This window comes from Streptomyces sp. NPDC057623, assembly GCF_042800355.1.
Lineage (GTDB): Bacteria > Actinomycetota > Actinomycetes > Streptomycetales > Streptomycetaceae > Streptomyces.
Genome location: NZ_JBHVGZ010000007.1, coordinates 166,260 through 191,367 on the forward strand (window position 1 = coordinate 166,260; position 25,108 = coordinate 191,367).

The following is a 25,108-nucleotide window of genomic DNA, read 5'->3' on the forward strand; positions in this document are numbered from 1 at the left end:
GACCAACGAGAAGACGTAGTGCAGATAACTGTGCACCTGTCCGGCTTCACCCCGAGGCTCTTGAAGCCGTCGGAGCAGGGCGAGTTGCTGTCGTACGGCCTGGGGATCACGAACGTCGTGGCGCGGGCGACCGCACGGGCCGACGAGCTGAGCGCCGAGGAGTACCGCGAGGGCGGGCGGCTGCTGGCGACGAAGGTGGCGCGGCTGCGGCCGCGTTGGCTGGCCGTCGTCGGGGTCACCGCCTATCGGGCGGCGTTCGACGACCGCAAGGCCCAGGTGGGTCCCCAGGCGCGGACGATCGGGGAGACGCGGGTGTGGGTGCTGCCGAATCCGAGCGGGCTCAACGCGCACTGGACGGCGGCGACGATGGCGGAGGAGTTCGGTCGGTTGCGGGAGGCGGCGGCCGGGGCCTGACGGCCGGTGCGCCCGCGGGGTCACGGCGGGTCGATCTCCGTGACCACGCCGAGCAGCTTCACGTCGTCGGCCTCGTCCCGGTCGGCGACGGCGACCGCGACCCAGCGGCCCGTCCCGTGCGCTTCCCAGAGGCAGGCCACGCGGGCGCGGGTACTGAGCGAGGCCCAGGGCTCGGGTATCTCCTCCTGTGCGGTGCGCAGCGATACGGTCTGGAGGTTGTAGGGGACCGTCTCTCTCCAGCGGGTCGCGAACTGCTCGTCCAGGGCGTCGCGGTACTTCTCGTACTGCTCGACCGTCGCCGCGCGCGTCCCACAGTCACCGCGACCGCTCTCTAACACCACGACGTGGTGGCCGGGTCCACTCGCACCGCCGTGCCACGAGATGCGTTCCGCCGTGAACGGGCGGAAGCACAACTCGTCGATGAGGGCGATGTGCCGTGCGATGTTCATGTGTTCCAGTAAACCCGGCGCCACTGACAATTGGCGTGCCGTCAGGCGTCCCGCCGCCGCACGCTCCACGCCCCGGCCAGCAGCGCCGCCGCCGTCCACAGCGCGGTCACGGTCAGTCCCGTCCACGGCCCGAGGGTGCCGTCGTACGTCTGGTGCAGGGCGATCTGGCCGGCCTTGTCGGGCAGGAAGTCGGCCACGGTGCCCGCGGCGTCCCCGATGACGAAGGACACCACGAGGATGAACGGGATCAGGAGGGAGAGCGCGGCCACTCCGCTGCGGAGTACCGCGGTGAGGCCGGCCGCGAACAGGGCCATGAGCATGAGGTAGATCCCGCAGCCCAGAACCCCGCGCACCTGCTCGCCCGTCGTGACCCCGCCCGCCGCCGGGCCGAGGCCCGCGCGTGCCACGACGTATGCCGTGAAGGCGGTGACCAGACCGACGAGCAGCACCGGCACGGCGATGGCCGTCGCCTTGGCGGCGAACCACCGTCCGCGCCGGGGCACGGCGGCGAAGGTCAGCCGGAGCGCACCTGCCTGGTACTCCGACGACACGGCCGTCGCGCCGAACGAGATGGCCGCGATCTGGCCGGGCAGCACACCGGTCAGCGCGCTGAAGAGCGGGTCGGACTGCGGGTCGGAACCCCCGTCGGCGCCCGCCAGTGCGGAGAACGCGGTGGTCACGGCGAACAGCGCGAGCAGCGTTCCCGGCAGCGAGCGGAGCGTACGGATCTTGAGCCACTCCGAGTGGAGCAGGGGTGCGAATGCCATGGTTCAGACCTCCTGGGGCTGTGCGGTGAACTCGGCCTCGGTCGCGGTCAGGTCGAGGTATGCCTGCTCCAACGTGGCTTCCTCCGCGGTGAGTTCGAGAAGGGGGACGCCTGTCTGCGAGGCGAGGCGGCCGATGTCGTCCACGCGTGCGTGGCGCACGGTCCAGTGCCCGTCCTCGTGCTCGACGGCTTCGTGGCCGTGCCGGGCGAGGGCGGCCCCGAGTGCGGTGGGGTCCGTGGTGCGGACGCGGACGCGAGGCTCCACGCGTGCGTGGATGAACTCGCGCATCGGGGTGTCGGCCAGCAGGCGTCCCCGGCCGAGGACCACCAGGTGGTCGGCGAAGGACGCCGTCTCGTTCATCAGGTGGCTGGAGACCAGGACGGCGCGCCCCTCCCCCGCGAGGCGGCGCAGCAACGCGCGGATCCAGATGATGCCCTCGGGGTCGAGGCCGTTGGACGGCTCGTCGAGGAGGACGACCTCGGGGTCGCCGAGGAGGGCCGCCGCGATGCCGAGTCGCTGGCGCATGCCCAGGGAGTACGTCTTCACCCTGCGGCGCGCGACCGACGCGAGCCCGGTCTCCTCCAGCACCTCGTCGACCCGGCGGACGGCGATGCGGTTGCTGACGGCGAGGACGCGCAGGTGGTCGCGGGCGGTGCGGGAGCCGTGTGCGGCCTGGGCGTCGAGCAACGCGCCCACGTGCCGCAGGGGTTCGCGGAGGGCGGCGTAGGCGCGACCGCCGACGGTCGCGGTTCCGGACGTCGGCCGGTCGAGACCGAGCACGAGCCGCATGGTGGTGGACTTTCCGGCGCCGTTGGGCCCGAGGAAGCCGGTGACGCGGCCGGGGAGGACGGTGAAGGTGAGGTCGTCCACGGCTCGCCGCGTGCCGTACTCCTTGGTGAGGGCCTGGACTTCGATGCTGGTCATGGCAGCAGCCTGGCCGCCGGGTGCGGGGCGGCGCTTCCCCCGCCGGTGGAGATCGTCTCCCCCGTGCGGGGGAGGCTCGTTGTCAGTGGCGGCTGGCACGATGGCCGAATGGTCCGCTTGCTGCGCCCGTTCGGCCGGGTGGTGACGTACACGCGATGGCTGCATCTGTTCATCGCCGTCGTGGCGCCGAGCCTGTTGCTGTTCGTGCGGGAAGTGTGGTGGATCTGGTTGATCGCGGCCGCGGTGCTCGCCTCCGCCGGGCTGGTCCCGGCGATGCGCACCGTGGAGGGATTGCAGGCCAGGCTGCTGCTGACCGGTCACCGGCACGACAGCGAGAGCACCGGCATCGTCGTCGCGCCGTCCGCCTCCTGGGGCGACCGTGGACGGCTCGTCGTCTGGCTGCAGGCGCGTCTGCTGCTGGGCTACGTGACCGTGACGTGCAGTGCCCAACTGATCTTCGCCATGGTGGACCTGGTGGCGGCGCCGTTCGGCCGTGACTACGAGGAGGGCGGGCCGTTCCTCCTCGACGGCCACCACTGGTGGCACGTCCTGCTCGTGCCGTTGCCGCTGGCCGCCCTGGCAGGGACCGTTCTCGCCGCGGGCCACCTCATCACCGCGCTCGCCCACCGCCTTCTGGGCCCCTCCCCTGCCGAGCGCCTCGCCACCCTGGAGGAACGCACCGAGCAGCTTCTGGAGCGCACCCGTATCGCCCGCGAACTCCACGACTCCATCGGCCACGCCCTGACCGTGGCCGTCATCCAGGCGGGCGCCGCCCGCGCCGCCGGTGATCCCGCCTTCACCGACCGCGCCCTGAGCGCCATAGAGGAGACCGGGCGGGCCGCCCTGGAGGACCTGGAACGCGTCCTGGGCGTCCTGCGCGAGTCCGAGCGGCCGGTCGGCAGCCGGCCGACGCTCACCGACGCCGACCGTCTGCTGGAGTCCGCGCGGGCCTGCGGCACCAAGGTCGACGTCGACATGACCGGGCCCTTGGAGACCGTGCCCGGGCCTGTCTCCCGGGAGGGATATCGCATCCTCCAGGAGTCGCTGACCAATGTGCTGCGGCACGCGGGCTCCGTCCCGGCCCGCGTCCGCGTCGCCGTCGCGGACGGCACCCTCACCCTGGAGATCCGCAATCCGCTCACCGACGGCATACCCGGGCCCGGCAGAGGCAGCGGTCTGCGCGGCATCCGCGAGCGCGCCGCCCTGCTGGGCGGACACGCGCGGACCGGTCCCACCCGAGGTGACTGGCAGGTACATGTCGAGCTGCCGTTGAGTTGATCTAGGCTGGCCGGATGCCGGTCACCGTTCTCCTCGTCGACGACGAACCCCTCGTACGCGCGGGTCTGCGGGCCGTGTTGGAGGCGCAGCCCGACATCGAGGTGGTCGGGGAGGCCGCCGACGGGGCGGCGGTGATTCCGCTGGTGCGGCAGCTTCGGCCCGACGTGGTCGCCATGGACGTACGGATGCCGCTGCTCGACGGGATCGAGGCCACGCGCGCGGTGCTGCGGACGGTCGACGCGCCGCCGAAGATCCTTGTCGTCACGACCTTCGAGAACGACGAGTACGTGTACGAGGCGCTGCGGGCCGGCGCCGACGGCTTCCTGCTGAAGCGGGCCCGGCCGGCCGAGATCGTGCACGCCGTCCGGCTCGTCGCGGAGGGCGAGTCGCTGCTGTTCCCCGCCTCGGTGCGGCAGCTCGCCGCGCGGTACGGCGACGACGGCGGGAACCGGGCGGCGCGCGCGCTCCTGGAGCGGGCCCGGCTGACCGACCGGGAGGCCGAGGTACTGCGGCTGATGGCGCGCGGCCTGTCGAACGCGGAGATCGCCGCCCGGCTGGTGGTCGGGACGGAGACGGTGAAGTCCCATGTGAGCGCCGTCCTGGCGAAGCTGGGGGCGCGGGACCGTACTCAGGCGGTGATCACGGCGTACGAGTCGGGGTTCGTGGCGCCGGGGTGACCGCCGCCGCGGGCGAGGCCGACCCGACCGGCCGGTAGGCCGCAGGGTCCCCACCCCTCGCCCGGGCCCGCCACGACGAGTAGCATCCGCCCAACACGCGCACGAGCTGGAAGGACGGACGTTGGGGCAGCTGACCGGCGGGGATCCCTCGCTGTTGCGAAGGATCAACTCCGCGGTGGTGCTGCACGCGCTGCGTGCCACGGACGCCGCCACACTGACGGAGATCACCCGGGTGACCGGACTGTCCCGGCCGACCGTCGAGGGCGTCGTCGAAGGGCTCATCGAGGCGGGGTACGTCGTCGAGAAGGCGGCCGACGAGAGTGTCGTCCGGCGCCAGGGCCGGCCCGCGCGGCGTTTCCGGTTCCGGGCCGAGGCGGGTCATCTGCTGGGCGTGGACATAGGCGCGCACCGGGTCGCCGCGCTCCTCGCCGACCTGGACGGCCGGGTGCTCGGCGCCATCGACAAGGAGGTCGACGAGACCGCTCCGGCCGACGAGCGGCTGGAGCGGGTGCGTACGGCGGTCGCCGAGCTGCTGCGCCGGGCCGGTGTGGCACGCGGCTCGCTGCGCGCCGTCGGGGTCGCGACGCCGGGGATCGTCGAGGCGGACGGGACCGTGCGGCTGGGCGCGGCGCTGCCCGACTGGACGGGGCTGCGGCTGGGCGAACGGTTGAGCCGGTCCTTCAAGTGCCCCGTCCTGGTGGAGAACGACGCCAACGCGGCGGCCGTCGCCGAGCACTGGAAGGGTTCCGCCACCGAGTCAGACGACGTGGTGTTCGTGCTGGCCGGCCTGAGCCCGGGCGCCGGTTCGCTGATCGGCGGGCAGTTGCACCGGGGGTTCGGCGGCGCGGCCGGGGAGATCGGCGCGCTGCACCTGCTGGGCCGCGAGGCGACGCCCGAGACCCTGCTGTCCACCACGGACGAGCCTCTGCGCCCTCTCGACGAGCATGCCGTCGCCGAGGTCTTCGCCCAGGCCCGCAAGGGCGACCAGCAGGCCCTCGCGGCCGTCGACCGCTTCATCCAGCGCCTCGTCCACGACGTGGCCGCGCTCGTCCTCGCCCTCGACCCCGAGCTGGTCGTCGTCGGCGGCTGGGCCGCCGGCCTGGACGGCGTACTGGAGCCCCTGCGGCGCGAACTTGCCCGCTACTGCCTGCGCCCGCCGAGGGTCGCCCTGTCCCTGCTCGGCGAGGCCGCCGTGGCGACGGGTGCGCTGCGGCTCGCTCTCGACCATGTGGAGGAGCAGCTCTTCGCGGTCGAGGGGACGGTGACGGGGCGGCGCTGACGGACACCGCGCCGACCGCCGGGCCGCCACCGGTCCGCGGCCGACGCCGGACGGTCCGTGCCACGCCCTCAGTGCTGCACTCTCCGTGCCACGCCTTCCGTGCCGGTGAAACGCGACGCGCCCCGGAGTGGCTCCGGGGCGCGAGGCAGGTGCCGGTACGGCGGTCAGGACGCCTGGCGTTCGGGGTCCTGGTGGATCTCCACGCGGCCGGAGTCACCGAAGGTCAGCCGGCAGGTGTCCGCGCGGTACGTGGCGACGGAGAGGGCGGCGGTGCGGCCCTCGGCGAGGTAGCGGGTGGTCACGACGAGGACGGGTGCCCCGGGGAGGCGGTCCAGCTCCTTGGCGTCCTGCGCGCTGGCCGAGCCCAGCTCGACGGCGCTCTCCTGCCCCTCCAGCTCCAGACGCTGAAGCTCGCGCAGCACGGCACGCGCGCGTGCCGCACCGGACGGGGCGTCGATGGCGGAGAGGTCGGGCACCGACGACTGCGGGACGTAGAGCAGTTCGGCGGCGACGGGCTGGCCATGTGTCACGCGGGAGCGGCGCACGATGTGCACGGTCTCGTCCCGGCCGCTCTCCAGGGCGCCGGCGACGGACACGGGCGGCACCGCGGGAGTGCAGTCCGCGGGCTGCCAGACGTCGTCGGCCGTGCCCGGCCAGGCGTGCTGCTCGCTGCCGACGGACACGCCCACCCGCGGCGGGGCGACGGTCGTACCGACGCCGCGGCGGCGCTGCAGCCTGCCCTCCAGTTCGAGCTGTTCCAGGGCCTGGCGGAGCGTGGCCCTGGCGACGCCGAAGCGGGCGGCCAGGTCGCGTTCGTTGGGCAGAATCTCGCCCACGGTGAATTCGGAGTCCAGTGCCTCAGTGAGCACGGTCCTCAGGTGCCAGTACTTCGGTTCCGGCACCGATTCCAGCTGCGTGGTCCCCACCCTGTCCTCCGCAATCGCCGTGGCCCAGCGGCGTTTTAGCGCCCTTGTTTATTAAAGGTTGTTGCACTTATCAGCGACCATAGGGCGGCCCACACCCTTGGTCAATACCAATCTCCGGGAACGTTCACGGGGCGGGCTGGAGCCGCCGCGTCCAGGACGCGGCGGCGGGACCTACGCCGTTGCCAGCGAGGTCAGCTTGTCGGGGTTGCGGATGATGTAGACCGCCTGGATCCGGCCGTCCCGGACGTCCAGCTGGAAGACGCTGTCGGGCTTGTCGCCGGAGCGCACCAGCACCGCGGGCCCGCCGTTGACCTCCAGGAACCGGAAGGACACGTCGGCGGCGCCCTTCTGCGCGACACCGACGAGGAAGCGGCCCACCTTGTCGGCGCTCTCCAGGACCCGGACCGGCGCCTTGGCCTTGCCGCCGCTGTCGCCGACGAGACGGACGTCCGGCGCCAGCAGGGACATGAGCCCCTCCAGGTCGCCCTCCGCCGCCGCGGCCAGGAACCGTTCGGTGAGATCGCGCCGTTGGACGGGGTCCACCTCGTAGCGCGGCCGCCGCTCGTCGACGTGCTTGCGGGCCCGCCCGGCGAGCTGGCGGACCGCCGCCTCGCCACGGTCGAGCATGGCGGCGATCTCGGCGTACGGGTAGCCGAAGGCCTCCCTGAGGACGAACACCGCTCGCTCCAGCGGCGACAGCGACTCCAGGACGACCAGGACGGCCAGGGAGACGGAGTCGGCGAGGACGGCCCGCTCGGCGGTGTCCGGGACGGTGTCCCCGAAGTCGGTGACGTACGGCTCAGGCAGCCAGGGGCCGACGTAGGTCTCGCCGCGCGCCTTGACCTGGCGCAGCCGGTCGATGGCGAGCCGGGTCGTGATACGTACCAGGTAGGCCCGTGGTTCACGCACCTCGGACCGGTCCACGTGGGACCAGCGCAGCCAGGCTTCCTGCACCACGTCCTCCGCGTCGGCCACCCGGCCGAGCATGCGGTAGGCCACTCCCAGGAGGACGGGGCGGTGTTCTTCGAAGACGTCGGTCTCGGTGTCGGTGGTCACTGTCACATCCCATCCGACCCGCCCGGTCGTGTCCAGGCGAAATCGAACGCCCCGGGCGCGTGCCGCTCGACCCCGGGCAATCCCGAGGCCCACAGGGCGCGTTGCGGGTCACGCCCTCGCCAGGACCACTGACCGCCGAGGTCTACCCGTCGGTAGCAATTGCTGACAAGCTGTCTACGGCCGTCCGTCAGTGTGTCCCAGACGAGGAGCACCCCATGTCCGCCACCGTCTCTTTCCCGGTCGCTTCTCCGCACGGCCCGCAGAGCGTGACCGTCGACTACGCGCGCGTGGGCAGCGGCGAACCGCTGCTCCTGCTGCACGGGATCGGTCACCACCGGCAGGTCTGGGACCCGGTGGTGGACGTCCTCGCGGCCGAGCGCGATGTGATCCTGGTGGATCTGCCCGGCTTCGGCGCGTCCCCGGGGCTGCCTGACGGTTTCACCTACGACCTGGCCACGACGACGGCCGTGTTCGGTGCCTTCTGCGAGGCCATGGAGATCGAGCGGCCCCATGTGGTGGGCAACTCGCTGGGCGGTCTGATCGCGCTGGAACTGGGCCGTGAGAAGCTCGCGCGGTCCGTCACCGCCCTCTCCCCGGCCGGGTTCTGGTCCGAGGCCGAGCGGCGCTACGCGTTCGGCGTGCTGCTCGCGATGCGGCACATCTCGCGGCGGCTGCCGCTTGCGCTGGTGGAGCGGCTGTCCCGGTCGGCGGCCGGCCGTGCGGCCCTGACCAGCACGATCTACGCCCGCCCTGGTCGCCGGTCACCCGATGCCGTGGTCGCCGAGACGCTCGCCCTGGCGCGGGCCACGGGCTTCGACCAGACCCTCGGCGCCGGTCGCGCCGTCCGTTTCACCGACGACATCCCCGGGATCCCGGTCACCGTGGCCTGGGGCACCAGGGACCGGTTGCTCGTGCGCCGCCAGGGCGTGCGCGCCAAGCAGATCATCCCCCGGGCGCGGCTCGTCAGGCTGCCCGGCTGCGGTCACTGCCCCATGAACGACGACCCGGCCCTGGTCGCGCGCGTCATCCTCGACGGCAGCCGCTGACTCGCGCCGGGCACGCACGCGTGGGCCACGCCCGCGCGGGGTGCGCGTCAACGCGCCGGAGCCCAGGGCGACTCCGGCGCCGACCAGGGCGCTGCCCAGGGCCTGGACGGTGCCGTAGGAGCCGGTTCCGACGAGTGGGGCGGTGCAGGCGGCGGCCACCGGGATGAGGCCGGAGAAGAGCGTGGCGCGCTCGGCGCCGATCCGCTGCATGCCGATGTACCAGCACACGAAGCCGACGACGGTGACGATCACCGCCTGCCACAGGAGAGCGGCGGTCTCGGTGCCGTCGGGGCGTCGCAGCCACGCGGGGCCGTCCAGCAGCAGCCCGGCCGCCGCGGACTCGACCGCGGCGATCCCGCACACCGTGGCGGACAGCAGCCGCGGGCCCAGGGGGCGCAGCACGGGCACCGCCAGGACCGCGAAGCCGACCTCACCGACCAGCGCGCACGCCGAGAACACGAGGCCGGCACCGTCGGTTCGGCCCCAGCCCTGGACCGTGAACGCACCGACCGCGACGAGTGTCGCCCCGTACAGGACGGTCCGTCGGGGTCGTCGCCGCCCGTCCAGCAGGGGCACGAGCACGGCCACGACCACGGGTGCGCAGCCGACGAAGACTCCGGGGACCGCCGGTTCGGCCGTACGCTCGGCGGCGATGACGGCCAGGTTGAAGCCGACCATGCCGACGGCCGCGAGCACGATCAGGCGGGCCCACTGACGCGCGGCCAGCGCACGCAGCCGGGCCGCGGCGTCCCGTCCGGCGAGGGGGACGAGCAGGAGACAGGCGAGGCCGTAGCGCAGGAACTGGCCGCCCGCGTACGGGTAGTCGCCCAGGAGGCTGTTGGCGGTGAAGGATCCTCCGACGAGGACGCAGGCGAGCGCGGCGAGAAGGGCTCCGCGCGTGGTGGTGGCGTTCATGGGTGCGACGCTAGGAACCGGCGCGGCCCGCATTAAGGTCCACTTCCATGACGCCATCGGAGACCAATCCAGCCGGCGGTCCGCAGCGGCAGGTGGCCTCCGCGGCCTGGGAGTTGCTCCTGCCGGCCGCTTCGGCGCCCGCACGCACGCGTGGGCGTTCGTTGCAGGCGGCGCTGCGGGAGGCGGTGCGCTCGGGGCGGCTGGCGCCGGACACGCGGCTGCCGTCGAGCCGGGATCTCGCCGCCGACCTGGGCGTGTCACGGGGGCTGGTCACCGAGGCGTACGAGCAGTTGACGGCGGAGGGCTATCTGCGCAGCGGCCGGGGTGCCGGGACGTGGGTGGGCGGTGCCGTACGAGCCGCCCGGCCACGCGCGCGTGACCTCGCTCCGCGTGCCGCCGGCGCCCGGGCCGACTTCGTCCCCGGGACGCCTGACATGTCACTGTTCCCGCGCGCCGCGTGGGCGGCCGCGCAGCGCGGGGTGCTGGCCGAGCTGCCGCACCACGAGCTCGGCTATCCCGACCCGCGCGGGCTCCCCCGGCTGCGTACGGCGCTCGCCGAACTGCTCGCCCGCCGCCGGGGCGTGGTCGCGGACCCCGAGCGCATCGTGGTCGTCTCCGGGGTGGCGCAGGCGACGACGCTGCTCGGTTTCGTGCTGTACGCGCGCGGGCTGCGCGAAGTCGGCGTGGAGAACCCCGGAAGCCCGCAGCACGACGCCCTCTACGCCGCCGCGGGCGTCACCACCGTGCCGCTGCCACTGGACGACGAGGGGCTCGTCATGGACCCGCTGCGGGAGTCGGGCGTACGGTCCGTGGTCACGACGCCGGCGCACCAGTTCCCCACCGGCATCGCCTACTCCGCCCGACGCCGTACCGAACTGCTCGACTGGGCGCGCACCGTCGACGGATTCGTCCTGGAGGACGACTACGACGGCGACTTCCGGTACGACCGCGCCCCTGTGGGCGCACTCCAGGGCCTGGACCCGGAGCGTGTCGCCTACGCGGGCTCGGTCAGCAAGTCCCTCGCGCCGGGACTACGGCTCGGCTGGCTGCTCGTACCGGAGGCCCTGGCCGAGGACGTCGTCGAGCGCAAGCGGACCATGGATCTCGGGCACCCCACCCTCGACCAGGCACTGTTCGCCAGGTTCGTCGAGCGCGGCGACTACGACCGCCAGCTGCGCCGGTGCCAGCGCGCCTACCGGGAGCGTCGCGACACCCTCGTCGCCGCCCTGGAGGAGGACTTTCCGGGCGCCGAGGTGACCGGGATCGCCGCGGGTCTGCACGTCATCGCCGCGTTGCCGGAACGGTACGGGCCCCAGGAGCGGTTCCTGGCGCGCGTGGCCGCGGCCGGTGTGGCGGTACGTCCGCTGACGGACTACGCACACGCGGACCACGCACACGCGCCTGCCGGGGAGGGCGGGCAGCCGGGTGTGCGGCTGGTCCTGGGATACGCGCACCTGCCGCCGACACGGATCCGGGCGGGCGTACGGCTCATGGCCGGGGCGACCGCCCCGCGTGGAAGCTGAGCACGACTCGCGCATGACAGACCGGTTCCCTTGTGGATGCGGTCAGTTGTTCACTTGTGGTTTGCGTGTGCGCTGCGGCGCACCAGTAGTTGTGGCACTGCACACTGGCCGGATCCCGCCCCTGGAGGCCTCCATGTCACACCGTTCGTTCCCGGGCCGCCGCAGCGTTCTGCGCGGCTCGCTCGCCGCCTCGGCGGCGCTCACGCTGCCCACGGCACTCGGCTCGGCACCGGCGTTCGCCCTGTCGGGGCGTCCCAGGGCGGGATGGGGCGTACAGGCGGGAGACGTGACCTGCGACTCGGGGCTGGTGTGGGTGCGCTCCGACCGTCCGGCCCGGATGATCGTCGAGACGTCCGCGACCGAGTCGTTCCGCGAAGCGCGCAGATGGCACGGCCCGCTGCTGGGCGCGGACACGGACTTCGCCGGCACGACCCGGCTGCGCGGCCTGCCGTCCGGCGAGCAGATCCACTACCGCGTGCTGCTCGCCGACCCGGACGACCCGCGCCGCACCGGCGAGCCGGTCACCGGCACGTTCCGTACGGCCTCCGCGCGGCGGCGCGACGGCGTGCGCTTCGTGTGGTCGGGCGACCTCGCCGGTCAGGGCTGGGGCATCAACCCGGACTTCGGCGGCTACCGGATCTACAACGCGATGGCCGCGCTGGACCCGGACTTCTTCCTGTGCAGCGGCGACAACATCTACGCCGACGGCCCGATCTCGGCCTCGGTCGCCCTGCCAGACGGCAGCACCTGGCGGAACATCACCACCGAGGAGAAGTCCAAGGTCGCCGAGACCCTGGCCGAGTTCCGCGGCAACTTCCGCTACAACCTGCTCGACGACAACCTCAAGCGGTTCAACGCCCAGGTCCCGTCCATCATCCAGTGGGACGACCACGAGGTGACCAACAACTGGTACCCCGGCGAGATCCTCGCCGACGCCCGCTACACCGAGAAGAACGTCGACGTCCTGGCTTCACGCGCCCGGCAGGCGTTCTCCGAGTACTTCCCGATCTCGACGCTGCGCCGCCCCGACGGCCGGGTCTACCGGGTGGTCAACCACGGTCCGCTGCTGGACGTGTTCGTGCTGGACATGCGCACCTACCGCAACGCCAACTCGACGGACGACCAGGCCACCGACGCGCAGGGCATCCTCGGCGCCGAGCAGCTGCGGTGGCTCAAGCGCGAGCTGTCCCGTTCCCGGGCGGTGTGGAAGGTGATCGCCTCGGACATGCCGCTCGGCCTGGTGGTGCCGGACACCGGCGACGGCAAGCCGAACATCGAGGCCGTCGCGCAGGGTGACCCGGGGGCTCCGCTGGGGCGGGAGCTCCAGATCGCCGAGCTGCTGCGGTTCATCAAGCACCACGGGATCACCGGCACGGTGTGGCTGACCGCCGACGTGCACTACACCTCGGCCCAGCACTACCAGCCGTCGCGGGCGGCCTTCACCGACTTCGAGCCGTTCTGGGAGTTCGTCTCCGGCCCGCTCAACGCGGGCGCGTTCCCGGCGAACACGCTGGACGGCACCTTCGGTCCGGACCGGGTGTTCATCAAGGCGCCGACGACCGCTAACGTCTCGCCGGCCGGCGGCTACCAGTTCTTCGGCGAGGTCGACATCGACGGCGACAGCGGTGAGCTGACGGTGCGTCTGCGCGAGTCCGACGGCACCGTGCTGTTCACGCAGGTCCTCCAGCCGGGCCGGGTCGGTCAGTAACTTCCGCAGCCTGGGCCCCGTGCCGCCAACTCGGCTCGGAAACAGGTATTTCCGCAGGTCGGAGCCGCTTGTCAGTGGTCGCCGCCCCGATTCGTTCCGAACCTGGTCCGCGCCGGCATAATTGAATGAGTCACAAAACCGGCATAAGCCTTCTTTACCGCCCGGTCACAATGCGTTCGTGATCACGCAACACCCTTCCTTCACAGTGGCTGCATGAGTCGAGACATGTCTGATGTGACGCGTGCGAAGGACGGACGTCCCGTGCACCACTGGCGGCGTAACGTCGTCCAGCTCGCCGCACTCCTCACGGCGGCGGCCGTGGTGGACGGCGTGACGAATCTGGTCGGGCACGGGCCCGACGGACCGGCACTGCTGCTGGTCCCGGCGACGGTGCTGGTCGCCGCGGCGGGGTTCCACTCATGGTGGGCACGCCGCCACGGTCACGCACCGCCGACGGGCGATACCGGTGCCCGGCCGCGCTCCGAGGAGCGGGCCGGGCCGTCGGAGCGGTCGCGGGATTCGTCCGCGCCGGTGTCCGAGGAGAGTGCGCTGTGGCGGATGCGGACGACGGTGCAGGACGAACCGGGATCGCTGGCGGCGCTGTGCACGGCGCTCGCCGGGCTGCGGGTGGACATCCTGAGCCTCCAGACGCACCCGCTGGCCGAGGGCACGGTGGACGAGTTCCTGCTCCGTGCGCCCGGCGGGCTCGCGGCGGCCGAGCTCGCCCAGGCGGTCTCGGCGGCCGGCGGCACCGGCACGTGGATCGAGCGGGCGGACGCCCACGACCTGGTGGACGCGCCGACCCGGGTGCTGGGCCTCGCCACCCGTACCGCCCTGGACGCGGCGGAACTCCCGTTGGCGCTGCGGCAGTTGCTGGGCCGGTGCACCATCCGGTCACTGCCCGCCGCGCCGGCGGGGGGCGGCCGGGGCCCGGCGGCCGTCCCGGTGGAGGGGGCACTCGAGGACACCGTGATGCGGCTGCGGGCGCCGGAAGGCGGAGTGATCACCGTGGAGCGGCCGTATCTGCCGTTCACGCCGACCGAGTTCGCCCGGGCGCGGGCGCTGGTGGAGCTGGACGCCCGGCTCGGCCCGCGCGTGCCGCGCAGCCAGGACGTGCTGACGCTGCCCGAGGGCAACGACATCACCGTGCGCCGGGTGGACACCGGTGATCTCAGGCCCGCGAAGGAGATGCACGGGCGGTGCTCGGCACGGACGCTCGCGATGCGGTACCACGGCCCGATCGGTGACGCGGACCGGTACCTGAACCATCTGCTCAGCCCCCGCTTCGGCCGCACGATCGCCGTGCAGACCGCGTCGGGCCGCGTCGTCGGCCTCGGTCACCTCCTGTGGGACGGCGACGAGACGGAGATCGCGCTGCTCGTCGAGGACGCGTGGCAGCGGCGCGGCATCGGCGGCGAGTTGCTGCGCAGGCTGGTGGGGATGGCGGTCGAGGCGGGCTGCGAGAGCGTGTACGCCGTGACGCAGTCGTCCAACACCGGCATGGTCGCCGCGATGCGCGGCCTGGGGCTCCCCCTCGACTATCAGATCGAGGAGGGGACCCTGGTCATCACCGCGCGGTTGGCTCCGCCGGTTGCACCGGAGGGGACCGTGGGGGTCGTGGGGCGCGTGTCGGGTTCGGGTGAGTGAGGGCGACCCGAAGCGCCGTAGGAGCTACGGCCGACCGGCGGCCGCGGGTTCGTCGTGGCTGGTCATGCCCCGCGGCGGAGCCTCCTGTTGACACAGCCCCGCGCCCCTTCGAGGGCTCGCCGCCATCCGCAGCGCTCCGTCCAGATCAGCCCACAGGTCCTCCACGTCCTCCAGGCCCACCGACATGCGCAGCAAGCGGTCGCTGACGCCGGCGCCCCGGCGGTCGTCGGCGTCCACGATGCGATGGCTGATGGACGCCGGGTGCTGGATGAGGGTGTCGACGCTGCCGAGGCTCACGGCGGGGGTGATCAGGCGGACGCCGGCGATGACCTCGTGCGGGTCGTCGTGCACCTCGAAGGCGATCATGGCGCCGCCGATGCGCGGATAGTGGACGCGGGCGACGCGCGGGTCGGCGGCGAGGCGGCGGGCGAGTTCGCAGGCGGTCTCCGAGGCGGCCCGGACCCGTACGGGGAGGGTCGACAGGCCGCGCAGCAGCAGATAGCCGGCCAGCGGATGCAGGACACCGCCCGTGGCGAACCGTATCTGCCGCAACCGCCCGGCGAACTCCTCGTCGCAGGCCACCACGCCCGCCAGTACGTCCCCGTGCCCGCCGAGGTACTTGGTGGCGCTGTGCAGCACCAGCCGCGCACCGTGTTCGGCGGGGCGCTGGAGCACGGGTGTGGCGAAGGTGTTGTCCACGAGCAGCGGCACGGAGCCGCAGGCATGGGCCACCGCCCGCAGGTCCACCTCGGTGAGCGTGGGGTTCGCCGGGGTCTCGACCAGCACCAGGCCGGTGTCCGGACGCAGCGCCTCCGCTATTCCGGCGGGGTCGGTCCACGTCACCTCCGTGCCCAGCAGCCCGGCGGTGAGCAGATGGTCGCTACAGCCGTACAGCGGGCGTACGGCGACGACGTGGCGCAGGCCAATCGAGGCCCGTACGAGAAGGACCGCGGTCAGTGCCGCCATACCGCTGGCGAACGCGACGGCCGCTTCGGTGCCCTCCAGACGGGCCAGGGCGGTCTCGAAGCGGGCGACGGTCGGGTTGCCCAGGCGGCCGTAGACGGGCGGGCCGTCCGGCTCGGCGCCGGTCGTGGCGAAGGCGTCGATGCGGGCGGCCTCGCCGCGGCTGTCGTAGGACGGATAAGTGGTCGACAGGTCGATCGGCGGGGCGTGCAGTCCCTGCCGGGCGAGGTCGTCACGGCCCGCGTGGACGGCCTCGGTGGCGAGTGCTCTGGATGCGGTGCGTACATCGTCGTACCCGTGCATACCGGCGTATGCCTCCCTGCTCGCTGGGTCCATGGGCGGAAGACTGAACAACGGACGGGTCACTGGGGACACACCCCGTGCTACGTTCGGCCAATGGCCGAATCTGTCGTACTGGATCCGGTCGATCTGCATCTGCTGCGGCTCCTGCAGAACGACGCCCGGACCACCTACCGCGATCTCGCCGTGCAGGTCGGTGTCGCTCCGTCGACCTGTCTGGACCGGGTGACGCGGCTGCGCCGTTCGGGCGTGATCCTCGGCCATCAGCTCAGGCTGGACCCGGCCAAGCTGGGCCGCGGGCTTCAGGCACTGCTGTCCGTGCAGGTCAGGCCGCATCGGCGGGAGCTGGTGGGACCGTTCGTGGAGCGGATCCGGGCGCTGCCGGAGTCGCTGACCGTCTTCCACCTCACCGGCCCCGACGACTATCTCGTGCATGTCGCGGTCGCGGACATGGCGGATCTGCAGCGGCTGGTGCTCGACGGGTTCACCTCCCGGCGCGAGGTGGCGCGGGTGGAGACACGGTTGATCTTCCAGGAGTGGGACTGCGGGCCGTTGCTGCCGCCCGACGCGGCCGAGAACACGCCCTCAGCGAAATCCGGGTGACGCGGGGCGAACGCCGGTGAATCCGGGCTGACGCGGCAGCGGTCGCCATATGAGGATGGTCCGCATGTCCGAGACCAAGACTCCGCTTCCCCGTGAGGTCGCCGACGCGTATGTCGACGAGCTCATCGCCCTCGACCCGGTCACCGGTACGTATCTCGGTGTGCAGGAAAGTTCGAGCAAGCTCCCCGACCTCTCGCCCGCGGGCCAGGAGGCACTCGCGGAGCTCCAGCGAGCCACCCTCGCGCGACTCGACGAGGCCGAGCGCGCGCCCGGCGCGGACAGTGACATCGAGCGCCGGTGCGGGCGCCTGCTGCGCGAGCGGCTCACCGCGGAACTCGCCGTGCACGAGACCGACGAGGGCCTGCGCTCGGTCGGCAACATGGCCACGCCCGCCCACTCGGTCCGCGAGATCTTCACCGTCACCCCCAACCAGACCGACGAGGACTGGGCGGCGATCGCCCAGCGGCTGCGCGCGGTGCCGACCGCGTACGCGGGCTACCGCGAGTCCCTCGCGCTGGGCCTGGAGCGCAAGCTGTACGCGGCCCCGCGTCCGACCGCCACCTTCGTCGAGCAGCTCACCGAGTGGTCCGACACCGGCGAGGGCCGGGGGTGGTTCGAGGACTTCGTCGCGGCCGGCCCCGAGGCGCTGCGCGCCGAACTGGACGAGGCCGCCCGCGGGGCGACGGCCGCCGTGGTGGAACTGCGGGACTGGATGCGCGACGTGTACGCGCCGGCCGTCGAGGGTGCGCCGAACACGGTGGGCCGCGAGCGCTACGCCCGCTGGGCGCGCTACTTCAACGGCACCGACCTCGACCTCGACGAGGCCTACGCCTACGGCTGGGCCGAGTACCACCGCCTGCTCGGCGAGATGAGGAAGGAGGCCGAGAAGATCCTCCCGGGCGCCGCGACCCCGTGGGTGGCGCTGGCGCACGTCGACGAGCACGGCACGCACATCGAGGGCGTCGACGAGGTCCGTGACTGGCTCCAGGGCCTGATGGACGAGGCGATCGAGAAGCTGGACGGCACGCACTTCGAACTCGCCGAGCCGGTACGGAAGGTGGAGTCGCGCATCGCCCCGCCCGGCGGTGCGGCGGCGCCGTACTACACCTCCCCCTCGGAGGACTTCTCGCGTCCGGGCCGCACCTGGCTGCCGACGATGGGCCTGGACCGCTTCCCGGTCTACGACCTCGTCTCGACCTGGTACCACGAGGGCGTGCCGGGCCATCACCTGCAGCTCGCGCAGTGGACGTACGTCGCCGGGAACCTCTCCCGCTACCAGGCCACGATCGGCATCGTCAGCGCCAACGCCGAGGGTTGGGCGCTGTACGCGGAGCGGCTCATGGACGAGCTCGGCTTCCTCACCGACCCGGAGCACCGGCTCGGTTACCTCGACGCGCAGATGATGCGGGCGGCCCGCGTCATCGTCGACATCGGCATGCACCTGGAGCTGGAGATCCCGGCCGACTCGCCCTTCCACCCGGGCGAGCGGTGGACTCCGGAACTGGCCCAGGAGTTCTTCGGTGCGCACAGCAGTCGTCCGGCGGACTTCGTCGAGAGCGAGCTGACCCGGTATCTGACGATTCCGGGTCAGGCGATCGGCTACAAGCTCGGCGAGCGGGCGTGGCTGCTGGGCCGTGAGAAGGCGCGGGAGCGGCACGGCGCCGGGTTCGATCTCAAGGCGTGGCACATGGCGGCCCTGTCCCAGGGGTCGCTGGGTCTGGACGACCTGGTGGACGAACTGGCCCAGCTCTGACGGACCACCGGGTCAACGCCGGAAGCCGCCCTCGGAGTTGACGACCTCACCGGTGATCCAGCCCGCCTCGTCCGTCGCCAGCCAGGCGATGAGGCGGGCCGGGTCGTCGGGCATGCCCCACCGGCCGGCGGGGAAGGCGGCCGCCACGGCCTCGTACACCTCGCCGGTCAGGTAGTCCGTGTCCACGGGGCCCGGGTTGACGGTGTTCACGGTGATCCCCTGCTCGGCGAGCGTGGTCGACAGGGAGCGGGTGATCGAGGCGAGGGCGCCCTTCTGGAGGGCGTAGGCGATCTCGCCGGGCATACCGCCCGCGATGTCCTGCCCGGAGGTCATCATCACGACGCGCCCGCCGGGGCCGGGCGGCCGCAGCCGGGCATGGGCCTGGACGAGGAGCAGCACCGCGCGTGTGTCGACCGCCCAGTGCGCGTCGAGCATGGCGGCGTCGATCTCGTCGAGGGTGCCGTCGGAGCCGCTGACGGCATGGTTGGCGATCAGGATGTCGAGCCGCCCGCCGAGCGCCGCGGCGGCCGTGGCGATCAGCTCGGCGGGTGCGGCCGGGTCGGAGAGGTCGCCGGGCCCCGCGAGAACCTGGGCACCGGGGTCGCCGAGTGCCTCGCGCACGGAGGCGACGACCTCCTCGGGCCGGTCGGCTCCCCAGGGCATCGCGGCGTCGTGCGGCACATGGTGGTGCAGATAGACGCTCGCCCCGTACGCGGCGAGCCGTCGGGCCACCGCATGGCCGATGCCGGCGCGTCTGCTGGCTCCCGTCACCAGGGCGGTCCGGCCGCGCAGGGGCAGGGGGTCTCGGCGCAGGTCTTCGGGCGCGGGGTGCGGGAGTCGGGGCATGGCAGATCATGATGGTCGACGGCCGGGTCCGGCGCACCCGGTTATCGGCGCGGGCGCACCTGGACATCGGCGCCGGCGCACTCGGTCGTCAGCGCGGACCCGCCCCGGAGGTGGGTGAACGCTCGCCCCGGGGCCGCGCGAGAGTCCGGTGGGCGGCAGGTCAGTGCGGCAGCCGCTGGAGCTGGACGAGCCCCAGCCAGGTCTCGGGCCCGGGCTGCACCTGCGCCGCGCGCACCGCGTACGCACCGGGCTCCAGAGCCACCCGCAGATGTCCGGCCCGTTCGGTCTCGCTGCCCGGCCAGGCCGAGTCGAAGAGGACCACCGTGCCCGGGACCTTCCAGCGCACCTCGCGTTCCCAGACGGCCGTGGCGAGGGCGGCCGGGACCCGGGACAGCAGTTCCGCTTCGGAGTCGGCGGCGCGCCAGCGTACGAAGATGCCGTGGTCGGGCAGGTAGGCCGTGGAGGCGGGCTCGTCGCCCAGCACCAGTGCCGCGCTGTCTCCCACGGGCAGGAGTCCTACGGCCCCGTCGACCTCGCAGGCCCGGTCGTAGTCCGAGGCCGTCTCGTCCCCGTCGGCGCCCGCCCAGAACGGCAGCACCGTCTCCGGTATCGCTATCAGCGGGCCGCCGCCCGACTCGACCCACTCCACCGCGCCCGGTTCCGCGTATCGCACCATGGCAGCAGAACCTACACGCCCAGCGCCCCACGCGGTCACCGTGCCCAACTCCGCTTCAGCAGCCGCAGTTCTCCGCGTCCACCGGCGCCGTCAGGGGGTCGGCGGCACGCCGCTCACGGCCCTCCCAGGTCTCGTACGCGAAGCCCTCGCGCGTCCAGTACTCGAAGCCGCCGAGCATCTCCTTGACCTGGTAGCCGAGTTCGGCGAGGGCGAGGGCGGCACGGGTCGCGCCGTTGCAGCCGGGGCCCCAGCAGTACGTCACGACGGGCACGGACCTGTCGAGGAGCTGCTCGGCCTGCTCGGGGATCAGCGCGGTGGGGAGGTGGATCGCGCCCGGAATGTGGCCCTGGTCCCAGGACTCCGTGGAGCGGGAGTCCAGGACGACGAAGCCGGGGTCGCCGTCGGCCGCGAGGGCGGCGGCTACGTCGGACACGTCGGCGTGGAAGACGAGGCTCGCGCGGAAGTAGGCGGCGGCCTCGGCCGGCGCGGCGGGCGCGACGCGCAGTACAGGGTTCGCGGTGGCGGTGGCGGTGGCGGTGGCGGTGGCGGTGGCGGTGGTCATGATCTGGTTTTCCTCCCCGGCGGATCCCGGCGGAACCCGGCGGATCCCGACGACCAGAAATCTACGGTCGATGATCCACTTCCTGAAGGGCCGTTCCACGGTGCCGACCTTGATTCGCCGGGGATTCCCCTGCTATCCCTCGGACATGACCGCGTATTCCCCGGACGCCACAGACTGGCGCATCCTCGACGTCCTCCAGCGGGAGGGACGGGCCAGTTTCGCCGAACTCGCCCGTGCCGTCTCCATGTCCGCGAGCGCGGTCACCGAGCGGGTGCGCCGCCTGGAGGAGGCGGGCGTCATCCAGGGGTACGCCGCCGTGGTCGACCCCGAGCGGCTGGGGCTGCCGATCCTGGCCTTCGTGCGGCTTCGGTACCCGAACGGCAACTACAAGCCGTTCCACGACCTGGTCGGCACGACGCCCGAGATCCTGGAGGCCCATCACGTCACGGGCGACGACTGCTTCGTCATCAAGGTCGCCGCCCGCTCCATGCGGCATCTGGAGGAGGTGTCCGGCAAGATCGGCACGCTCGGCTCGGTGACCACGAGCGTCGTCTACTCGTCACCGCTCCCCCGCCGCCCGCTGGGCCACTGACGTCGCCGGGCGCCGCCTCGCTCACTGGCCCCGCTGCCGCAGCACCGACCCCGATCTGCCCTTCACGACCTCCAGCTGCGCATGGATCCGCCGGCGCAGATCGGCGACATGGCTGACGATGCCCACGCTGCGGTCGCGCTCGCGCAGGGAGTCGAGCACGTCGAGCACCTCGTCGAGGGTCTGGTCGTCGAGGCTGCCGAAGCCCTCGTCGATGAAGAGGGTGTCGAGTCGGACCCCGCCGGCCTCGTCGGTGACGACGTCCGCCAGGCCCAGCGCGAGGGCGAGCGAGGCGAAGAACGTCTCGCCGCCGGACAGCGTCGCCGTGTCCCGCTCGCGCCCGGTCCAGGCGTCGACGACATGCAGCCCGAGCCCGCTGCGGCCGCGTCCGGCCCGGTCGTCGGAATGGACGAGGGTGTAGCGGCCGGAGGACATGCGCTGCAGCCGCGCGGTCGCGGCGGCGGCGACCTGTTCGAGCCGGGCCGCCAGCACGTACGCCTCCAGGCGCATCTTGCGTTCGTTGTCCGCCGCGGTGCCCGCGGTGAGGGCGGCGAGGCGGGCCACGCGGTCGTACTCCTCGCGCAGCGGCGCGAGTTGGCGTACGGCGGCGGCCGCGCGCGCGGACAGCCGGTCGAGTTCGGTACAGCGCCGGCCGGCCGCGTCGCGCGCGGAGGCGGCGTCACGGGACCGCTGGGCCGCGGCCGAGGCGGCCCGCTCGGCGGCGGCGAGATCGGCGGGCGCCTGCCGGGCGGCGGCCGCGGTGTCGGACTCGGCGAGGACGCTCCGTACGGCGGCCTCCTCGGACTGCCAGGCGTCCAGCCGTCGTTGGAGCTCACGGTGCGCGGCGTCGTCGAGCAGCGCGGCGGCCGCGGCCTGCGGGGTGTCGAACCCGGCGCGGAAGGCCGCGTCGGCCAGGCGGGCGTCGGCGTCCTTCAGGCGCTGGGCGGTTTCCTCGGCGGTGCGCGCGGTGTCGGCGGCGGCGGTGAGCAACTCGGCCCGGCGGGTCAGTTGGGCGGCCCGCGCGGCCACGCTCGCGGCAGTGCCCCGGACCTCGGCCAACTCCCCCTCCAGGGTGGCCTTCTCCCGGTCCAGTCGCTCGCGGTGTCCCACCCGGGACGCACCTCTGACCGCCGCCTGCTGCCGGTCGGCGGTCCGCCGCTCGTACTCCGCCTCGGCCCGGCGCAGCTCCTCGTGAGCCGGGTGCAGGGCGGACGCGTCCCGCCGGGCCTGTGTGTAAAGCCCCTCCAACTCCTCGCAGCGCACGGCCAGTTGCTCCGTCGGCGAGTCCCCGGCCTCGGCGGTCGCGGCGGCCAGTGCCTCGCGTACGACGCCCAGGTGCCGTTCCTTCTCGGTGTGCCGCTCGTCAGCCTGCTGGTAGGCGGCCAGCGCGCGCTCCTCCGCCTCGCGGTCCACGTGCCCGGCGTCCTTGCGGGCGGGGGCGGGGTGGTCGGTGCCGCCGCAGACGGCGCAGGGTTCGCCGTCGCTCAGCTGGGCGGCGAGTTCGGCGGCGATGCCGTTCAGGCGCTGTTCCTTGACGTCGAGCCAGTGCGCCTTGGCCGTGAGCACCTGCTCCTGCGTGCGGCGGGCCTGTTCGGCGGCCGTGTCCGTGTCGCCGGCCAGCTGGTCGCGCAGCCGCGCGGCGCCGAGCCGCTGCCGCGCCGGTTCGCGCTGTACGGCGAGCTGCTCGGCGCGGGTCGCGGCCTCCTGGGCGGCGTCGATACGGGCCTGGTGCGAGGCGCGCTTCTCCTCCCACCCGGCGAGCCAGTCCTCGGCGTCCTGGAGCAGCCCCTCGTCGGCCCGTTCCTGACGGTCCAGCTCGTCGCGCTCGTCGACGAGGCCCGTCAGCCGCTGCTCGGCGCGGCGGGCGGACTCCAGTCCGCCCAGTTCCTCGGCGGCCCGGCGCGCGGCGGCCGCGAGCCCGGCGGCCTCGGCCCCGGCGAAGGTGTCCGGCAGCAGCCCACGCGCGTGTGCCTCGGCGGTGGCCGCCCGCCGGTGTTCCGTCTCGGTGGCCTCCCGCAGCTCCAGGGCGGGTGCCACCGCCTCCGCCTTGCGGGCCCGTTCCATCCGGTTCTGCGCCTGGCGACAGCCGTCGGCCCGCTCCTGAAGCAGCCGGGCCCGCTCCCGCGCGTCGGCGAACCGCTGCTGCAACCGGGCCACTTCGCGTACGTCGCCCAGGGCGCGGTCGGCGGCGGCCTGGGCGGATTCGGCGGCGAGCAGGCGGCAGTGCGCGACGGTCAGCTGTTCACGGGCGGTACTGCGGGCGACGGCGGCGGCGCCGAGGATGGTGTCCGCCAGGCCCGGCTCGCCCGGTGCGAGGTCGGGCAGCCGCATGGCGTCACCCGCCGCCTGCTGCATCCGGTGGGCGTCGGCGAGCAGCGCGGCGTCGCCGTCCCGCACCTGGGCCTCGGCCGCGCGCCGGCGCTCGGCGAGGCGTTTCTCGACCTCGGCGAAACGACGCGTGTCGAAGAGCCGGCCCAGCAGCTTGCCGCGCGCCTCGGCGTCGGCGCGCAGGAAGCGGGCGAAGTCTCCCTGGGGCAGGAGTACGACCTGGCAGAACTGCTCGCGGCTCATGCCGAGCAGCTGGGTGATCTCCTCGCCGATCTCCTGGTGCGAGCGGCTGAGGTCCTTCCATGCCCCGGCCTGTCCGTCGTACTCGCGCAGCCAGCTCTGCGCCTTGTCGAGTGTCGTGCCCGTGCCGCGCTTCTTCGGGCGCGCCCAAGGCGGTTGCCGGGTGACCTCCAACCGGCGCCCGGCGACGGTGAGTTCGAGGCGGACCTCGGTGCGGGTGCCGGGCGCGGCGTGGTCGCTGCGCAGGGTGATGCCCTGGCCGCTCTGCCGGGCGCCGGGCACGGAGCCGTAGAGCGCGTAGCAGACGGCGTCCAGTACGGAGGTCTTGCCTGCGCCGGTGGGGCCGTGCAGGAGGAAGAGCCCGGCCGCGGACAGCGCGTCGAAGTCGACGCTCTGGGAGCCGCCGAAGGGCCCGAAGGCCGTCACGTCGAGACGATGGAGCCTCACCGCGCCACCTCCCGCACGGCTTCGTCGGCCCGGACCGTGTCGAACGCGTCCCGCAGCACGCCCTGTTCGTGTTCGTCGGGACCGGCCCCGCGCACATGCCCCACGAAGTCCTCCGCGATCTCCTGGTCGCTCCGTCCGGCGAGCCGCCGCGCATAGGACACATCGGGGTCGTCGGGCGCCCGGTCGGGGTCGAAGGCGAGGCTCAGCGTGTGCGGGAAGCGCTCGGCGAGCCGCGCCATCGGGTCCGCCGGGCGCACCGCGTCCGTGAGCGTCGCCTCGACCCACGCCTCCTCGTGCCGCGTGAGCGCGGGGTCGGCGAGCAGTTCCTCCAGCGTTCCCCGGATCCGGGCCAGCGCACGCGGCACCGGGCAGTCGACCCGCTCGGCGGTGACCGCGCCGTCGGCGTCCAGGTCGACGAGCCACACGCTCTTGCGGTGATCGGCCTCCGAGAAGGAGTACGGCAGCGGGGAGCCCGAGTAGCGGACGCGCTCGGTGATGGTCTGGCAGCCGTGCAGATGCCCCAGCGCCGCGTAGTCGACGCCGTCGAAGACCCCGGCGGGCACCGCGGCCACGCCGCCGACGGTGATGTCCCGCTCGCTGTCGCTGGCCTCGCCTCCGGTGACGAAGGCGTGGGCGAGGGCGACCGAGCGCGTCCCACGCGCGCGTGTCGCGAGGTCGGCGCGCACCCGGTCCATGGCGGCGGCGAGCACCGCCTCGTGGCCGGGCTTGTCGACGCCGAACTCGCCCTTCACCAGGGCGGGTTCGAGGTAGGGCAGTCCGTAGAAGGCCACGTCGCCGAAGTCGTCCCGCAGCACGACCGGTGTGCCGCAGGCAGCGGGGTCGGTCCGCAGGTGGATGCCCGCTCGGCCGATCAGACCGGCCCCGACGCCGAGCCGGCGCGCCGAGTCGTGGTTGCCGGAGATCATCACCGTCGGCACCCCGAGGTCGGCGAGCCGGTGCAGGGCGTCGTCGAACAGCTCGACCGCGGCGAGCGGCGGTACCGCCCGGTCGTACACGTCTCCCGACACGACCACGGCGTCGACGCCGTGGTCACGCACGGTGGTGACGAGGTGGCCGATGAACTCGGCCTGGGCACCGAGCATGTTCACTCGGTGGAAGGCCCGGCCGAGATGCCAGTCGGACGTGTGCAGAATTCTCATGAAATCGATCTGATCCGCACTTTTTAACCCCT

General features: G+C 73.1%; 22 protein-coding genes and 1 pseudogene. 11 read left to right on the top strand and 12 right to left on the bottom strand.

The genetic code is table 11. The features are described from left to right. The first annotated feature begins 18 nt into the window (after positions 1-18). Entirely contained in the window at positions 19-414 is a 396-nt protein-coding gene (locus tag ACFU95_RS10600; RefSeq protein WP_383824738.1) for a mismatch-specific DNA-glycosylase, read from the top strand. Between the two features lie 20 nt (positions 415-434). Here the strand turns inward: ACFU95_RS10600 and ACFU95_RS10605 are convergent, their stop codons facing one another. From ACFU95_RS10605 to ACFU95_RS10615, 3 genes are read right to left on the bottom strand one after another with little or no spacing between them, the layout of a single operon-like run. Then, positions 435-863, bottom strand: coding sequence for a hypothetical protein (locus ACFU95_RS10605; protein WP_383824741.1), 429 nt, complete (start codon positions 861-863; stop codon positions 435-437). 41 nt (positions 864-904) lie between these two features. Continuing rightward, complete coding sequence (locus tag ACFU95_RS10610) at positions 905-1,630, bottom strand: ABC transporter permease (protein WP_383824744.1); 726 nt, start codon at positions 1,628-1,630, stop codon at positions 905-907. 3 nt (positions 1,631-1,633) lie between these two features. After that, a complete protein-coding gene (locus ACFU95_RS10615) occupies positions 1,634-2,554 on the bottom strand; it encodes an ABC transporter ATP-binding protein (protein ID WP_383824746.1) in 921 nt (306 codons plus the stop codon). Positions 2,555-2,662: 108 nt separating this feature from the next. Between ACFU95_RS10615 and ACFU95_RS10620 the strand changes: the two genes are divergently transcribed. The 3 genes from ACFU95_RS10620 to ACFU95_RS10630 all read left to right on the top strand — a co-directional run bounded on the left by ACFU95_RS10620 (position 2,663) and on the right by ACFU95_RS10630 (position 5,788). After that, positions 2,663-3,832 (top strand): sensor histidine kinase, encoded by a 1,170-nt coding sequence (locus ACFU95_RS10620; RefSeq protein WP_383824749.1) that lies wholly within the window; start codon positions 2,663-2,665, stop codon positions 3,830-3,832. A gap of 14 nt (positions 3,833-3,846) precedes the next feature. Further along, positions 3,847-4,509: a response regulator gene (locus ACFU95_RS10625; RefSeq protein ID WP_383824752.1), complete on the top strand. Its 663-nt coding sequence runs from the start codon at positions 3,847-3,849 to the stop codon at positions 4,507-4,509. Between the two features lie 121 nt (positions 4,510-4,630). Further along, positions 4,631-5,788, top strand: coding sequence for an ROK family protein (locus ACFU95_RS10630; protein WP_383824754.1), 1,158 nt, complete (start codon positions 4,631-4,633; stop codon positions 5,786-5,788). 164 nt (positions 5,789-5,952) lie between these two features. Here ACFU95_RS10630 and ACFU95_RS10635 read toward each other — a convergent pair whose 3' ends face one another. Together ACFU95_RS10635 and ACFU95_RS10640 are read right to left on the bottom strand one after the other, a co-directional pair. After that, the gene (locus ACFU95_RS10635) at positions 5,953-6,714 is read right to left on the bottom strand and encodes a GntR family transcriptional regulator (RefSeq protein ID WP_383824757.1); all 762 of its coding nucleotides are present in this window, start codon (positions 6,712-6,714) and stop codon (positions 5,953-5,955) included. A gap of 171 nt (positions 6,715-6,885) precedes the next feature. After that, positions 6,886-7,770, bottom strand: a complete 885-nt coding sequence (locus tag ACFU95_RS10640; RefSeq protein WP_383824760.1) for an RNA polymerase sigma-70 factor — start codon at positions 7,768-7,770, stop codon at positions 6,886-6,888. A 215-nt stretch (positions 7,771-7,985) separates the two neighbouring features. Between ACFU95_RS10640 and ACFU95_RS10645 the strand changes: the two genes are divergently transcribed. After that, complete coding sequence (locus ACFU95_RS10645) at positions 7,986-8,816, top strand: alpha/beta fold hydrolase (RefSeq protein WP_383824763.1); 831 nt, start codon at positions 7,986-7,988, stop codon at positions 8,814-8,816. A 75-nt stretch (positions 8,817-8,891) separates the two neighbouring features. Here ACFU95_RS10645 and ACFU95_RS10650 read toward each other — a convergent pair. Next, positions 8,892-9,788: pseudogene (locus tag ACFU95_RS10650) on the bottom strand (EamA family transporter); the annotation flags it as partial. Between ACFU95_RS10650 and ACFU95_RS10655 the strand changes: the two are divergent. The 3 genes from ACFU95_RS10655 to ACFU95_RS10665 all read left to right on the top strand — a co-directional run bounded on the left by ACFU95_RS10655 (position 9,779) and on the right by ACFU95_RS10665 (position 14,609). Further along, a complete protein-coding gene (locus tag ACFU95_RS10655) occupies positions 9,779-11,254 on the top strand; it encodes a PLP-dependent aminotransferase family protein (RefSeq protein ID WP_383824766.1) in 1,476 nt (491 codons plus the stop codon). The pseudogene ACFU95_RS10650 and the gene ACFU95_RS10655 sit on opposite strands and share 10 nt — an antisense overlap. Before the next feature lie 133 nt (positions 11,255-11,387). Continuing rightward, positions 11,388-12,962: an alkaline phosphatase D family protein gene (locus tag ACFU95_RS10660; RefSeq protein WP_383824769.1), complete on the top strand. Its 1,575-nt coding sequence runs from the start codon at positions 11,388-11,390 to the stop codon at positions 12,960-12,962. Between the two features lie 261 nt (positions 12,963-13,223). Further along, on the top strand, positions 13,224-14,609 hold the full coding sequence (locus ACFU95_RS10665; protein ID WP_383824994.1) for a GNAT family N-acetyltransferase: 1,386 nt from the start codon (positions 13,224-13,226) through the stop codon (positions 14,607-14,609). Positions 14,610-14,633: 24 nt separating this feature from the next. On the opposite strand, the gene ACFU95_RS10670 is transcribed toward ACFU95_RS10665, so the two are convergent. Next, complete coding sequence (locus tag ACFU95_RS10670; RefSeq protein WP_383824997.1) at positions 14,634-15,875, bottom strand: trans-sulfuration enzyme family protein; 1,242 nt, start codon at positions 15,873-15,875, stop codon at positions 14,634-14,636. Positions 15,876-15,968: 93 nt separating this feature from the next. On the opposite strand from ACFU95_RS10670, the gene ACFU95_RS10675 reads away from it, so the two are divergent. After that, complete coding sequence (locus tag ACFU95_RS10675; protein WP_383824771.1) at positions 15,969-16,475, top strand: Lrp/AsnC family transcriptional regulator; 507 nt, start codon at positions 15,969-15,971, stop codon at positions 16,473-16,475. A 64-nt stretch (positions 16,476-16,539) separates the two neighbouring features. Further along, a complete protein-coding gene (locus tag ACFU95_RS10680; RefSeq protein ID WP_383824774.1) occupies positions 16,540-18,228 on the top strand; it encodes a DUF885 domain-containing protein in 1,689 nt (562 codons plus the stop codon). 12 nt (positions 18,229-18,240) lie between these two features. Here the strand turns inward: ACFU95_RS10680 and ACFU95_RS10685 are convergent, their stop codons facing one another. From ACFU95_RS10685 to ACFU95_RS10695, 3 genes are all read right to left on the bottom strand, one after another. Then, the gene (locus ACFU95_RS10685; protein WP_383824777.1) at positions 18,241-19,074 is read right to left on the bottom strand and encodes an SDR family oxidoreductase; all 834 of its coding nucleotides are present in this window, start codon (positions 19,072-19,074) and stop codon (positions 18,241-18,243) included. A gap of 160 nt (positions 19,075-19,234) precedes the next feature. Continuing rightward, complete coding sequence (locus ACFU95_RS10690) at positions 19,235-19,750, bottom strand: immunity 21 family protein (protein WP_383824778.1); 516 nt, start codon at positions 19,748-19,750, stop codon at positions 19,235-19,237. Between the two features lie 55 nt (positions 19,751-19,805). Further along, the gene (locus tag ACFU95_RS10695; RefSeq protein ID WP_383825000.1) at positions 19,806-20,312 is read right to left on the bottom strand and encodes a rhodanese-like domain-containing protein; all 507 of its coding nucleotides are present in this window, start codon (positions 20,310-20,312) and stop codon (positions 19,806-19,808) included. Between the two features lie 145 nt (positions 20,313-20,457). Here ACFU95_RS10695 and ACFU95_RS10700 point away from each other — a divergent pair, with 145 nt between their 5' ends. Next, positions 20,458-20,904, top strand: a complete 447-nt coding sequence (locus ACFU95_RS10700; RefSeq protein WP_383824781.1) for an Lrp/AsnC family transcriptional regulator — start codon at positions 20,458-20,460, stop codon at positions 20,902-20,904. Between the two features lie 21 nt (positions 20,905-20,925). Here ACFU95_RS10700 and ACFU95_RS10705 read toward each other — a convergent pair whose 3' ends face one another. Beyond that, positions 20,926-23,916 carry an AAA family ATPase gene (locus ACFU95_RS10705; protein WP_383824784.1) on the bottom strand — a complete coding sequence of 997 codons (2,991 nt, stop codon included), beginning with the start codon at positions 23,914-23,916 and terminating at the stop codon, positions 20,926-20,928. After that, complete coding sequence (locus tag ACFU95_RS10710) at positions 23,913-25,076, bottom strand: exonuclease SbcCD subunit D (protein ID WP_383824787.1); 1,164 nt, start codon at positions 25,074-25,076, stop codon at positions 23,913-23,915. The genes ACFU95_RS10705 and ACFU95_RS10710 overlap by 4 nt, the downstream gene beginning before the upstream one ends. Positions 25,077-25,108: the final 32 nt, after the last annotated feature.